Here is a 13,523-nt window from a genome sequence, read left to right as displayed (position 1 = left end):
AGTATGTTTTAAAGAATGATTTTTAGGGAGGCTTATTTTGGTAATAAAGCTAATCTTGATATAATTTTATTACAAAATAAGAAAAATCTCTTGGTAATACGATGATCTTGCAAGAGGTTTGCTGAACTCTCGTAGCGTTTAGCAAAGATTAGCTTTATTATTACACTAGGGGAGGCTATTGAAACAGTAGAGGAAATCGAGTCTGCTGTGTAGGAATATATTGCGTTTAACAATCACATCATGGTTCAGCTCAAATTAATCTGACAGACACATTGTTTTAAACAGGTGACTGTCAGATTGGGTTTGGTCTTCTACAATTATGCCCGGTACAATAGCCAATCATTTTATTAAATAGTCCAATTTTGGGGACTGATTAGCAATAAGATTCTGATTATTCCGTAGTTTTATCTTTGATCACGCTAGTTGCGGCGTTACGGCTGACTGAAGCAATGCCTTTTTTGGCGATGGCTTCTGAGCTGTAATATTGGCTGCGACCGATTTCTTGATGATTTTTGGCTTTCAAAACGAAATACGGCTTATCGTTTTTCGCCACCCGAATTTCATAGGCAGCAGGATCAGCACCGTTTTTTTGCACCGAAGCGATGCCGTTTTCCGCTGCTGCTCGGGTTTTATACAGTTCACTGGTCAAAATGACTTGGCTGTTTGCTGCTTTTAAGTTGAACATAAATTGTCCATCTTTTGCCACTTTTAATTCATACCAACCTTGTGCCATGGTTTACTCTCCTTCGTTTAAAATAATTAAAAAAATCGTAGGATTTTCCCTGCGATCTGCGTCACCAGCTACGCTAGATAGGATAATTTTTTTTTAATTTATTTCAATGCTTTTGTTATAAAAAATCAGCTTTGATCACAAATGTTTCTTGCTGAAAGTGCGGTTCTTGCCTATTATGCCGCTCAATTCTATTTTTTAGTTAATAAGATGATGAGATTAGCATGACGCAACAAACCTATATCACTGGTAAAGATGCAGCGTTGGAAGACAGTATCCAGCGTTTTCAAAGCAAATTGCAGCAATTGGGCTTTAATATTGAGGAAACGTCTTGGTTGAATCCGGTGCCGAATGTGTGGTCGGTGCATATCCGCGATAAGGATTGCCCGCAATGTTTCACCAATGGCAAAGGCGCCAGCAAAAAAGCAGCGCTGGCATCAGCATTGGGCGAATATTTTGAGCGCCTTTCCACTAACTACTTTTTTGCCGATTTCTTTCTGGGCAATGGGATTGCCGAAGGGGAGTTTGTGCATTATCCGACGGAAAAATGGTTTCCGATCATGGATGAAAACGAGCTGCCTGTTGGAATATTAGATGATTATCTGCATCAATATTACAATCCACAACAAGAGCTGACCGCACTTCAGTTGGTGGATTTACAATCGGGCAATGCGGCACGCGGCATTGTGGCGATGCCGTATATTCGCCAACTTGATCAGCAAACGGTGTATATTCCGCAAGCGATTATTGCCAATTTATATGTTTCCAACGGCATGTCTGCTGGCAACAGCGAAAATGAAGCACGGGTGCAGGGCTTGTCGGAAGTGTTTGAACGTTATGTGAAAAACAAGATTATCAGCGAAGCCATCAGTCTGCCGGAAATTCCAGCGGAGGTGATAGCGCGCTATCCGCATATTCAAGCGGCAATTGAAAGTCTTGAAAAACAAGGCTTTCCAATTTTAGCTTACGACGCTTCGCTGGGCGGGCAATATCCGGTGATTGCGGTGATTTTGCTGAATCCAAGCAATGGCACGTGCTTTGCCTCGTTTGGTGCACATCCGAATTTCAAAGTTGCCTTAGAGCGCACTGTCACCGAGCTATTGCAAGGACGAAGCTTGAAAGATTTGGATGTATTTATGCCGCCATCGTTTGATAATGCGGATGTGGCTGAACATGCTAATTTGGAAACACACTTCATTGATTCTAGCGGTTTAATTTCATGGGATCTGTTTAAACAGCAGAGTGATTATGCCTTTGTTGATTGGGATTTTTCCGGCAGTACCGAGCAGGAATTTGCCAATTTGATGGCGATTTTCAATGCCGAGCAGCAAGAGGTGTATATCATGGATTACAACCATCTGGATGTTTACGCCTGTCGGATTATTGTGCCGGGCATGTCGGATATTTATCCGGTGGATGATTTGATCTATGCCAACAATAATATGGGCATGGAGTGGCGTGAGATTTTGCTTGATCTACCGCACTTTCACCACGATAAGGAAACTTATCTCGAATTATTGGAGCAGTTAGATGAACAAGGCATTGATGATTTTACCCGTGTGCGTGAATTTATCGGCATTGTGGCGCCGCCAAAATCCGGTTGGCAAACCTTGCGAATCGGCGAGCTGAAATCAATGCTTTATCTTGCTTGTGGTGATTGGGAAAATGCGCTGGATTGGGCAAACTGGACAATGGAAACCAGCGCTTCGGTGTTTAGTGATGAGCGCAATAATTACTACCGTTGTTTGATTCAGTCACTGCAACTGTATTTAGACGACAAGCGTGATCCGGCACAATATCGTGTAGTATTCGAGCGTTTATACGGTGAAAGTGCGGTTGCAGCGTGCTGGGCGGCGATCAACGGCGGCAATCCGTTCTATGATTTAATCGCAGGCGATGAGTCGTTGGCAACGTTTGGCGCACACCAAAAATTGCTTGCTGCCTACCAGAAATTGCAACGTGCTAAAATATCAAAGTGCTAAAATATCAAAGTGCTAAATAATGTGTACCAAAGTGCGGTTTTATCGCCGCTAAACAGTGACTAAATTGAAAATTGATTAGCAATTGGGCGGCTTTTACGCCGCCCTGTCAGCATTAATAACGATAGTGCCCAATCATATTATATTTCAACAACACATCCTCTTCCTGCGTACCAAAACCAATATTGTGAATAATCAATGGAACACCGCTACGGCTCTTTTTGTCTGAGACAATGCCAATATGCGGCGCATTATTTGGCAAACGCCAAGTGACGATATCGCCAGCAAGAAAATCTTCGATTTTGGTTAGCGACCGCACTTTGGCATGGCGGTTAAAAAAGGCTTCCAGATTCGGCACACGGCGGTGGTCGATATTGCGGTCAGTCGATTTCAGCCCCCAGATTTTAGGGTATTTGTTCCACGCTTTTTTCATATCTTCGTGTACCAGTTGTTGCAAATCTTGGTTTTGATGACGTAAAGCACGGATCACCACATCGGTGCAAACGCCTTTGTACTGTGCAATATCGCCCATCGGATAGGCTAAACGCTGATAGCCGGAATCATAAAACAAGGTGACACCAATCTGTTTTCTGGCATCGTTGACCAATTGTTTACCGTCTATATTGGCGGCTAAAACAGGAGAAACAAGCAGTAGGCTGAAGCATAACCCACAACATAACTCACAACATAACTCACAACATAACCTACAAAGTCTTTTTATCATTGATATATCCTCATGCTTACGAAATAAAGGTTTAGTAAACAAAAAACCTCTCGTGTTAGGCGAGAGGTTTTATCAGTATCATCAAAAGCGTAATTTGATTATTTTGTGATTATTCAACCACTAAAGTACGGCAAGTGTTAGTGCCGCCTTCGGCAAGCTCGTCACCTTGTGTTAACAATACCAAATCACCAGAAACTAAATAGCCTTTATCTTTCAGCAGTTCAATCGCATTTTTTGCGCCTTCTACAGTACGGCTGGCTTCTTCACAATAAACCGGGGTGACGCCACGGTATAACGCTGCTAAATTCAACGCTTGTTGATTACGGGAAAGCGCAAAGATCGGCAAGCCGGAGCTGACACGCGACATCAAAAGTGCGGTACGACCAGAGCTGGTCATCGCGATAATGGCACTGACGCCTTGCAGGTGGTTAGCAGCATACATTGCAGACATCGCCACAGACTCTTCAATGTTGTTAAATACCGCATCCATACGATGGCGGGAAACATTGATGCTTGGCATTTTTTCTGCGCCCAGACACACTTTTGCCATTGAAGCAACGGTTTCAGCGGGGTATTGACCGGCTGCGGTTTCTGCAGACAACATTACTGCGTCAGTTCCGTCCAGCACCGCATTGGCTACGTCCATCACTTCGGCACGGGTTGGCATCGGATTACTGATCATGGATTCCATCATTTGGGTTGCGGTGATCACGACACGGTTTAATCGGCGTGAACGGCGGATCAATTTTTTCTGTACGCCGACCAATTCAGGATCACCGATTTCAACCCCTAAGTCACCACGGGCAACCATGATGACATCGGAAGCAAGGATCACATCGTCCATGGCTTCATCGCTGGCAACGGCTTCGGCACGCTCAACTTTCGCGACGATTTTAGCGTTTAAGCCGGCTTCGGTCGCCAATTGGCGTGCGTAATGCAAATCTGCACCGTTACGTGGGAAAGAGACTGCCAGGTAATCTACACCGATTTTTGCTGCCGTGATAATGTCGGCTTTATCTTTTGCTGTCAAAGCGTCAGCGGATAAACCGCCGCCCAGTTTGTTGATCCCTTTATTGTTTGACAACGGGCCACCGACAGTGACTTCGGTGAATACTTTGTTGCCTTCGGTAGACAACACTTTCAATTGCACACGACCGTCGTCCAATAACAGAATATCGCCAGGGACTACATCTTTCGGTAATTCTTTATAGTCTAGTCCGACACCGTCTTGATTGCCTTCACCTTTTGGTAAATCGGCATCCAGTACGAATTTGTCACCGATATTTAACAAAATTTTGCCATCTTTAAACGTAGAAACACGAATTTTAGGACCTTGCAGATCACCTAAGATTGCGACTTGTTTGCCTAATTTTTTCGCAATTTCACGCACGCGGTTGGCACGCCCGATATGATCATCCGGAGTACCATGAGAAAAGTTCATACGAACGACATTGGCACCAGCCGCTATAATTTTTTCCAGATTGTTATCACGGTCGGTTGATGGGCCCATAGTGCAAACAATTTTCGTTCTTCTCAGTCTTCTAGACATGAACATACCTCTAAAGTATTGGTTATTGATTAAATATTACGTGTTTTGATAGAAAGCTTGCTATCAGTGATAAAATTGGCGTTATTATACGCTCAAATTAAATTTAGATCGAGATCACAAACTGGAAATTTTTGTTTTGTTTGCCATTACAAACGGTTATCTTAGTAGCATAAAATTTGATTAAAACGATTTATTAAAGTGAGAAGGGGGTTATATGCGAATTTTTATTATGCGCCACGGCGAAGCCGAAACGATGGCAAAAATCGATGCGGACAGAAATTTGACCGCTCATGGAATACAGCAAGCGAAAGAACAGGGAGAATGGTTGACTGAAGCTGCCAACCATATTGATCGGGTGATTGTCAGTCCGTATAACCGTGCTTTGCAAACCTATGAGCATTTGGCGGCAAGCACCGCAACCAATATGCCATCGGAAATTGAAACCTGGGAGGCGGTAACGCCTTATGGTAACAGCACCATGGCGGTAGATTATCTATCCAATTTATGTCGCGATGGAGTCAAAAATGTGTTGATTGTTTCCCATTTGCCGTTTGTGGAAGACTTGGTGACCGCACTTTGTGAATCGCCGCAACAGGTTGGCTTCAGTACCGGCACGATTGCCGAAATAGAATGGCAAGGCGAACAGGGCGAGTTTATTTGCAGCAACCGTCCGGAGGTTTAATCGAATAATCATGCAAATTGTGCTGGCTTTAAACGCAAAAAGCATCTCGTGATGAGATGCTTTTTTAAAATCTGGTTGCGGGGGCTGGATTTGAACCAACGACCTTCGGGTTATGAGCCCGACGAGCTACCAAGCTGCTCCACCCCGCGTCTGTAGGAGGCGTAATATACGCTTTTTTTAGTATAATACAAGCGACTTTTTCGGAAATTTTTTTAAGTGTCGAAATAAACATCAAATTGTGTATTATCTGTCAGCTTATTATCCATTATAACGAAAGGTCGCTAGAAAGAGGGGTGATCGCCTCTATATTTTCCCCCCCTTTTTTGTTAATGTACTGCTCTTTAGTCATATTTAGCCAAATTTTAGTTGCTATATACAGGAAGTGCAGGATCCATGATCAAATCTAAGATTCAATTCGGGTTGATTGCTTCGGCAATGTTATTTTTATCTGCATGTGGCTCTACGCCAAGCAATACTCAGCAGGATGAACGCAGCCTGCATCAAAAAATGGGGGCGGTGTATCAAGGTCGTAGCTATATTAGTCCGGCACAAAATCTGGTGTCAGTTTCAGCTGTTGCTCACCGAGGCAATGTGGTCAACCAAGGGGATTTTTTAACCCAACTGTCGATTATTGAAAACACTTCGCCACGCATGGCGAACAATTATGCCTCAACTTACAATAAGGTGGTCGGCTGGGTGTTGTCGGGAGCGAACGTGGAGCAGCTTAACCAATACGGTGTTAATTTGCAGCAGATGCGTGGGGAAGATGGTTATCAAAATGTGCTGATGACCGGTTATTTCTCACCGGTTATCCATGCGCGTAAAACGCCACAAGGTAAATATCAGCATCCAATTCATGCTTTACCACAAGATAAACGCTATAGCCGTGCACAAATTTATGCCGGTGCGTTAAACGGCAAAGGAATGGAGCTGGCATACAGTGACTCGATGTTGGACAATTTTTTGCTCGGCGTGCAGGGCAGTGGCTATGTGGATTTTGGCAATGGTACGCTGAACTATTTCGCTTACGCCGGACAAAACGGTTTTAAATATCAGGCGATCGGGCGTTTGTTGGTTGAACAGGGCGAAATTGAAAAAGAGAAAATGTCGATTCAAGCGATTCGTGATTGGGCGAACCGCAATCCGTCACGTTTGCAGGGGTTGTTGGAGCAGAATCCGTCTTATGTCTTCTTTAAAAATGATCCCAATGGCAAAGTGCGGGGATCGGCAGGTATTCCCTTAGTGCCGTTGGCGTCGTTGGCGTCCGATCGCAGTGTGATCCCATCTGGCAGTGTATTACTGGTAGAAGAACCGTTGATCGACAACAAAGGCAACTGGACTGGACAACATCAATTGCGCTTGATGGTGGCATTGGATGTTGGCGGTGCGGTTAAAGGGCAGCATTTCGATCTTTATCAAGGTATCGGTGATGATGCCGGACATCGGGCAGGTTTGATGAAGCACTACGGACGTGTTTGGCTGTTGAAATAGAATATGGAAAGAATGGATAACTACCAACGCCGTTTTGGCGGTATTGGGCGATTGTACGGACCGCAAGCGTTGTCCGTATTGGCGGCGGCACATGTTTGTGTGGTGGGTATCGGTGGTGTCGGTTCATGGGCGGTAGAGGCGTTGGCACGTAGTGGCATCGGTAAAATTACCTTGATCGATATGGATGATATTTGTGTCACCAATGTAAACCGCCAGTTGCATGCGCTGAGCGACAACATCGGGCAATTGAAAACCGAAGTTATGCAACAGCGGATTGAGCAAATTAATCCGCAATGTCAAGTCACGCTGATTGATGATTTTTTATCACTGGACAATATAGCTGATTACATTCGCACTGATTTTGATTATGTGATTGATGCGATTGACAGTGTCAAAGTCAAAGCAGCGCTGATTGCCTATTGTAAACGTAATAAAATTCGGGTGATCACCACTGGTGGCGCAGGCGGGCAAACCGATCCGACCCAAATTCAGATCGCCGATTTAAGCCGTACCATTCAAGACCCGTTGGCGGCAAAAGTGCGGTCATTACTGCGCAAACAGTACAATTTTAGTCAGAATCCGAAACGAAAATTTGGGGTCGATACCGTTTTTTCGACCCAACCACTTATCTTCCCGAAAATGGAAGGTGATTGCCAACTGTCCGCGAGTATGAATTGTGCGAACGGATTCGGTGCGGCAACCATGGTGACGGCGACTTTTGGTTTTTTTGCCGTTGCCAGAGTGCTGGAAAAGCTGTTGAGCCAACCAGCAAATTAATTGGGGATAACCCCGAATCTTAACAAGGAAAAAGCATGAAAATAATAAATAAATCATTGGCAGGCGTGCTCCTCACAACTATTGCCTACACTGCCCAGGCAGAGATTGTCACAACGGTTAAACCACTGGGATTTATTGCCGCTGCGGTGGCAGACGGTGTCACTTCAACCTCGGTATTGTTGCCGACAGGGGCTTCACCGCACGACTATAATATGCGCCCGTCAGACTTGCAGCGACTGCAACAAGCCGAACTGGTGGTCTGGGTTGGGCAGGATTTGGAAACCTTTCTCAGTAAAAGTATTGGTCGCTTAGAGCCCAAAAAAGTGCTGCAAATTGAGAAAATGGACGGCATTCAACAGCTGTTAGGTGAAGCGCTGCATGTGCATGCGGAAGGAGATGATCATGGACACGACCACGGTCATAACCATACTCACGATCATGATGGTCCGCCAGGGCTGCAAGATGAACATGACCACGACCACGCACATGGACACGACCATAGCCATGACCATAGCCATGACCACGTACATGGACACGATCACCAACATGGCGGGCTACAAACCGATTGGCATGTTTGGTTTTCCAGTGATATCAGTGAAAAAATTGCAGAGCAAATTGCGACTCGTCTAAGTCAAAACTATCCCGCAAAAGCAGATTTGATTCAACAAAATTTAGTCGAATTCAAACAAAGTATTAGCGCAAAACAGCAACAGTTGAGAAAACAGTTGGATCCGATTAAAAGCAAGGGCTACTATGTGTTCCACGATGCTTACGGCTATTTTGAACGCCAATACGGCTTAAACCATTTAGGGTCGTTTACTATCAACCCGACAGTAGCGCCTGGAGCGAAAAAATTGAATGAAATCAAAGCAGATATTGAAGCGCATAAAGCACAATGTCTGTTTGCAGAGCCACAATTTACCCCACGCTTGCTGGAAACGCTGCATAAAAATACTGGAGTTACGTTGGGCGTAATCGACCCGATGGGCGAAAAAATTGCATTAAGCAAAACAGCATATACCGATTATTTGCAATCGCTGGCGGACAGTTTTTCACAGTGTTTAGCAAAATAGTTTTTCTTGCTAATAAGTTGAACTTAGCGAATTTTTAATGGCTGTAGCAGTCTAACACCTTGTATTGTTTTGGCGAATGCTGAAATCTACGAGGTGTTTTTTATTGCTGTTTTTAATCATTATCGGAGAAAGTATGAAGTGGAACATCGGGATAATTTGCAGCTTGTTTGGCGGGATGTTGCTACAGGCACCGGTTTTAGCCGAACCATCGACACCCTTAACGAGGGAACAACAGCGTGAGATTTACCAAAAAGCCGAAGCGCTGCTACCGTTATCTGCGGCAAACAATCAGTTTGCTGTGGTAGATCGATTGATTGCCCGTCTGGAAGGCTATCCACTGCTGCCTGATCTACAATATCAACGCTTAATTCGTGATACATCACAGCTTTCGGCACAAAAAATCGCGCAATTTGCACAACAATATCCCACATTGGCGGCGGAAAAAAATCTAGACCGCACTTGGTACCAAACTTTACAACAGCGGCAGGATTGGCATGGCATTTTACAATTCAGCGCGACACCACCACAGGATCGAATATCGCGCTGTATCTATTTTTCAGCACAAGCCCGTCAAACTGCGCTTTCGGCAATGGACTGGCAGCCGGTCAGTGAAATATGGCTAAATGGCACTTCGCTGCCGACAGCGTGTGATGATATTTTCAGTTTGTGGCAAGCAGCAGGGCAACAAACTGAGGATTTGGTGCGACAACGTGCGATGTTGGCGTTTGCGCAGGGCAGTGATGGTGTGCTGCGGCATCTGCGTAACCAAAGCGACGATGTGGTTTTGACCGCTTGGTTGGAGAATTTGGTCGAGTTGCGCACCAATCCACAAGCATTAACTTTGTTTGTACAAACGGCAGCTGTTGATGTGCAAAATGCCGAGATTATTCGCCAAACTTTTCCGCGTTATGTGAATCAGCTGGCGGAAAGCCAAATTTCAGTACAGGATCCGTTTGCGGAATATGCCGAGTGGAGTCAACGGTTCAGTTTGAATGCCGAGCAAACCGCCGCCTGGCGCAGTGCGTTGATCAGCAAACTGTTTGACGCCGACAATCCGCAGCTTCAGCATTGGCGTGACCAGCAGTTGCAGCAATTAAAGCAAGACAACTTAACTGAGCGCCGTATCCGCTTGGCGATTTTGGCGCAGCAGGATTTATCCAGCTGGCTGAATTTGTTGTCAAACGAGGCAAGATCGCAACAAGAGTGGCGTTTTTGGCAAGCATTTGATGATGATAAAAAAGGTCGCAAAACCCAAGCTCGACAACAGTGGCAGCAATTGGCGCAAGAGCGTGGTTTTTACCCGATGTTAGCGGCTGAGCAGTTGAATCTAGATTACCAACCGCACTTTGCCTTGTTGGATCAAGCGCAAGCTGAAATGGGGTTGCAGCCATTGGTGGCAGAATTGGAACGCATTGAGGAGTGGATTGCTGTGGGGCAATATTCTCAAGCCAAACAAAGCTGGTCGCAGTTATTGGCGCAGCAACAAAAAATGACACAAATTGCGTTGGCGGATTATGCCAATCGCAAACAATGGTATGAATTCGGGGTGCAGGCGACCATTCAAGCCAAAGCCTGGGACTATTTGACGCAACGACTACCGTTTGCCTATTCGTTGTGGTTTGAATTGAATTTGCAAGGCAAATCGATCAGCCCGAATTTTGCACTGGCGATTGCACGCCAAGAGAGTGCTTGGGATCCGCATGCGCAATCTCACGCCAATGCACGTGGCTTAATGCAGTTGTTGCCGAGTACCGCAAAGGCGACAGCGGATAAGTTTGGCTTGCCATATAATAATGAACGGCAACTATTTGATAGCTTTGATAATATCATGTTGGGTACGCAGCATTTGCAAGAGTTGGCAGATCGTTTTGGTAACAACCGTATTTTTATTGCTGCGGCTTACAATGCTGGCAGCAGTCGGGTCGATCGTTGGCTAAATCGTGCTGGCGGGCGTTTGAGCATGGCAGAGTTTATCGCTACGATTCCGTTTTACGAAACGCGCGGTTATGTACAGAATGTGTTGACCTTTGATTATTATTATCAAATGCTCGCCGGCAACACACGAATAAAATTCGCCAAAATAGAAGCCGATCGATTATACTAGTGCGACAGTACGAACAGCAGAAAGAGCGTGTCTATGCTAAAAAATATGCTAAAAAATATGCAAAAAAATCAGTCGAATATTGCTTCAAAAAGCAAACAACAGCAGTGGAGTGAGTTTGTCGAGCTGCTGCGTCAGGCGTTTGTTGATGGCAGGGAGGAGCAGTTGCTGACCTTGTTATTGACCGCCGACGAGCGTGATGCTTTTGGGTTGCGGGTTAATATTATTCATGAATTATTAAGTAAGAACCTGTCACAACGTGAGATTCAGCAGAAATTAAACACCAGTGCTGCCACCATCACGCGCGGTTCAAACATGTTAAAAACCATGCCGGATGAGTTTTTGCAGTGGTTATTAAGGCATTGATGGCAAAATATTTTCGCACTAAAAGATTTTTTTCAGGCAGAAAGTGCGGTTGGCGACGAAATACCGCACGTTTTTTATGCAAATGGCTAGTGCGGGGACTGGCAGCGATAGTGTTGCTGACCGCACTTTTACGTGTTGTACCGGTTCCGTTTTCCGCCTATATGCTGCAACAAAAACTGGGGCATTGGTTCAGCGCCGATTTCAGTTATGAATTGCATTACGACTGGGTCTCATTGGATAACATCAGTTGGCAGATGCAGCTAGCGGTGATTGCCGCGGAAGATCAACGTTTTGATCAACATTTCGGCTTGGATTTTGAAGCGATACAATTGGCATTGGATTATAATGCTCGCTCAAATCGCACCCGTGGTGCTTCAACCATTTCACAGCAGACCGCCAAAAACCTGTATTTATGGCACGGACAGAGCTGGTTGCGCAAAGGGATTGAAGTGCCGACCACCTTGATGTTAGAGCTGTTGTGGGATAAACGCAGGATTTTGCAGGTCTATCTGAATATCGCCGAATTTGGCGACGGGATTTTCGGTGTTGAAGCAGCGGCGCAACACTATTTCAAAAAATCAGCGGCACGCTTGAATGCCAGTGAAGCGGCATTGTTGGCGGCGGTGTTGCCGAATCCGATTTTATATCGAGCCGACAAACCGTCTGCCGCAGTGCTGCGTAAACAACAATGGATTATACAACAGATGAATGCGTTGGGCGGCAGAGCATTCTTGCAGAAATTGGAGTGAGTCATGAAAAAAATGATCCCTTTTCAACGCACAAATCAGAATAAACGGCAACGGTTGTTGCGTGAATTAGAGCAGAAGTTTTTTACAGCCTATGCAAAAGGTCAGTATGCACTTGCCATCACACTGCAACAGCAATTGCTCGGTCTTGCACCGTCGGCAGAAAAGTGGAGCAATTTATCCAGTTGTTATATCAAGTTGGGGAATTGGCAAAGTGCAATTGATGCGGCAGGGCAAGCACTAAGGCTGGATAGCCAAAATTTAAATGCCTATGATGCGCTATCGCACGCCTGTAGTGAACTTGGTAAGTTTGATTTGGTGAAGATTTACGGTAAAGCCGCATTGGAAATTCGTGACAAACGTTTTTGTGATAAAAAATTTGAGTTGAATACGTTGCCGAATGGGCAAAAGTGCGGTCATAAAAAGATCATTGCGTTTTCGTTATATGGTAGTTCGCCAATTTATTGTGAACCTGCGGTGATGAATGCTGAGTTGCGAGCGAGAATTTACCCGGATTGGATCTGCCGTTTTTATCTTGATAATAGCGTACCGCAGTCGGTGGTTCAGCGCTTAACCCAGTATGATGCTGTTGAAATTGTGTATGTCAGCACTGAACAGAAAAAATTACCGGCTACGATGTGGCGTTTCTTGGCACTAGATGATGATGAGGTCGAGCGGGTGATTTTCCGTGATGCTGATTCGGTTATTTCACAGCGAGAAGCGGAAGCCGTTAAGGCGTGGCAAAACAGTGAAAAAGCATTTCATATGATTCGTGACAGTGGTTCGCATACCGAAGTAATGTTGGCTGGTTTATGGGGGGCAGTTGCTGGCGTTTTACCGTCAATGTTGATGCTGATTCAGGATTATATGAAAAAAGAAAAAATGGATTCGCGCTTTGCTGATCAATATTTCTTGAGAAGTTATATTTGGCCGCTAGCACGTGATCATATGTTGCAGCATGACTCACTATTTGGTTTTATGGGCGCAGCGGATTTACCCAGCCCCAATCCGCATGGGTTGAATAAATTGACCATCGGTTATAATGAAGGCTGCCCGCATTTTAGTGCACCAGTGAATTTTCCGGATAAAACAGCGGTGGTTTGGACACTTGAAAGTGAGATCGATCCTTTTATCAATAAAGACGGGAGTTTTAATTATCGTGAACGAACCACCATTTGCCATTACCAAACGGTGGTGAAAAACGGCAAAATTGAGGGCAATTTACCGTGGCGTTATCTGCAAGGCATTGCCGAGGGCAAAAGTGCGGTTCGGATCAGAAAAGCCAGTGACTAGGGTCTGTTGATC

Annotated in this window: 12 protein-coding genes and 1 tRNA gene; 9 read left to right on the top strand and 4 right to left on the bottom strand. The window is 45.1% G+C overall.

Features of this window, described 5'->3' with window-relative positions:
• Window positions 1-391: 391 nt before the first annotated feature.
• Window positions 392-733, bottom strand: a complete 342-nt coding sequence (locus FHQ23_RS02830) for a YegP family protein (protein WP_139608905.1) — start codon at window positions 731-733, stop codon at window positions 392-394.
• A 221-nt stretch (window positions 734-954) separates the two neighbouring features.
• Between FHQ23_RS02830 and ycaO the strand changes: the two genes are divergently transcribed.
• Window positions 955-2,712 (top strand): 30S ribosomal protein S12 methylthiotransferase accessory factor YcaO, encoded by a 1,758-nt coding sequence (ycaO, locus tag FHQ23_RS02825; protein ID WP_139612956.1) that lies wholly within the window; start codon window positions 955-957, stop codon window positions 2,710-2,712.
• A 112-nt stretch (window positions 2,713-2,824) separates the two neighbouring features.
• Here the strand turns inward: ycaO and FHQ23_RS02820 are convergent, their stop codons facing one another.
• Together FHQ23_RS02820 and pyk are read right to left on the bottom strand one after the other, a co-directional pair.
• Window positions 2,825-3,433 (bottom strand): DUF1287 domain-containing protein, encoded by a 609-nt coding sequence (locus FHQ23_RS02820; RefSeq protein ID WP_139612955.1) that lies wholly within the window; start codon window positions 3,431-3,433, stop codon window positions 2,825-2,827.
• Window positions 3,434-3,542: 109 nt separating this feature from the next.
• On the bottom strand, window positions 3,543-4,982 hold the full coding sequence (gene pyk, locus FHQ23_RS02815) for a pyruvate kinase (protein WP_139612954.1): 1,440 nt from the start codon (window positions 4,980-4,982) through the stop codon (window positions 3,543-3,545).
• Between the two features lie 214 nt (window positions 4,983-5,196).
• Here pyk and sixA point away from each other — a divergent pair, with 214 nt between their 5' ends.
• Window positions 5,197-5,664, top strand: a complete 468-nt coding sequence (gene sixA / locus FHQ23_RS02810) for a phosphohistidine phosphatase SixA (protein WP_139611540.1) — start codon at window positions 5,197-5,199, stop codon at window positions 5,662-5,664.
• 72 nt (window positions 5,665-5,736) lie between these two features.
• Here sixA and FHQ23_RS02805 read toward each other — a convergent pair.
• A tRNA-Met gene (locus FHQ23_RS02805) sits at window positions 5,737-5,813 on the bottom strand.
• A gap of 244 nt (window positions 5,814-6,057) precedes the next feature.
• Between FHQ23_RS02805 and mltA the strand changes: the two genes are divergently transcribed.
• The 7 genes from mltA to FHQ23_RS02770 all read left to right on the top strand — a co-directional run bounded on the left by mltA (window position 6,058) and on the right by FHQ23_RS02770 (window position 13,511).
• Window positions 6,058-7,155, top strand: coding sequence for a murein transglycosylase A (gene mltA, locus FHQ23_RS02800; RefSeq protein ID WP_139612953.1), 1,098 nt, complete (start codon window positions 6,058-6,060; stop codon window positions 7,153-7,155).
• A 3-nt stretch (window positions 7,156-7,158) separates the two neighbouring features.
• Window positions 7,159-7,932 carry a tRNA cyclic N6-threonylcarbamoyladenosine(37) synthase TcdA gene (gene tcdA / locus FHQ23_RS02795; RefSeq protein ID WP_139612952.1) on the top strand — a complete coding sequence of 258 codons (774 nt, stop codon included), beginning with the start codon at window positions 7,159-7,161 and terminating at the stop codon, window positions 7,930-7,932.
• Between the two features lie 35 nt (window positions 7,933-7,967).
• Window positions 7,968-9,005: a zinc ABC transporter substrate-binding protein ZnuA gene (znuA, locus tag FHQ23_RS02790; RefSeq protein WP_139612951.1), complete on the top strand. Its 1,038-nt coding sequence runs from the start codon at window positions 7,968-7,970 to the stop codon at window positions 9,003-9,005.
• A 133-nt stretch (window positions 9,006-9,138) separates the two neighbouring features.
• Window positions 9,139-11,109 (top strand): transglycosylase SLT domain-containing protein, encoded by a 1,971-nt coding sequence (locus FHQ23_RS02785; RefSeq protein ID WP_176552238.1) that lies wholly within the window; start codon window positions 9,139-9,141, stop codon window positions 11,107-11,109.
• A 57-nt stretch (window positions 11,110-11,166) separates the two neighbouring features.
• The gene (gene trpR / locus FHQ23_RS02780; RefSeq protein WP_139612957.1) at window positions 11,167-11,472 is read left to right on the top strand and encodes a trp operon repressor; all 306 of its coding nucleotides are present in this window, start codon (window positions 11,167-11,169) and stop codon (window positions 11,470-11,472) included.
• Window positions 11,472-12,221 carry a monofunctional biosynthetic peptidoglycan transglycosylase gene (gene mtgA / locus FHQ23_RS02775; RefSeq protein WP_139612949.1) on the top strand — a complete coding sequence of 250 codons (750 nt, stop codon included), beginning with the start codon at window positions 11,472-11,474 and terminating at the stop codon, window positions 12,219-12,221. Before trpR ends, mtgA begins: the two co-directional genes overlap by 1 nt.
• A 3-nt stretch (window positions 12,222-12,224) precedes the next feature.
• Window positions 12,225-13,511, top strand: coding sequence for a tetratricopeptide repeat protein (locus tag FHQ23_RS02770; protein WP_139612948.1), 1,287 nt, complete (start codon window positions 12,225-12,227; stop codon window positions 13,509-13,511).
• The last annotated feature ends 12 nt before the right edge of the window (window positions 13,512-13,523 follow it).

Source organism: Testudinibacter crocodili, from assembly GCF_006228025.1.
Classification (GTDB): domain Bacteria; phylum Pseudomonadota; class Gammaproteobacteria; order Enterobacterales; family Pasteurellaceae; genus Chelonobacter.
The sequence above is the reverse complement of the archived record's forward strand: the minus strand, read 5'-3'. Positions and strand labels throughout refer to the sequence as shown.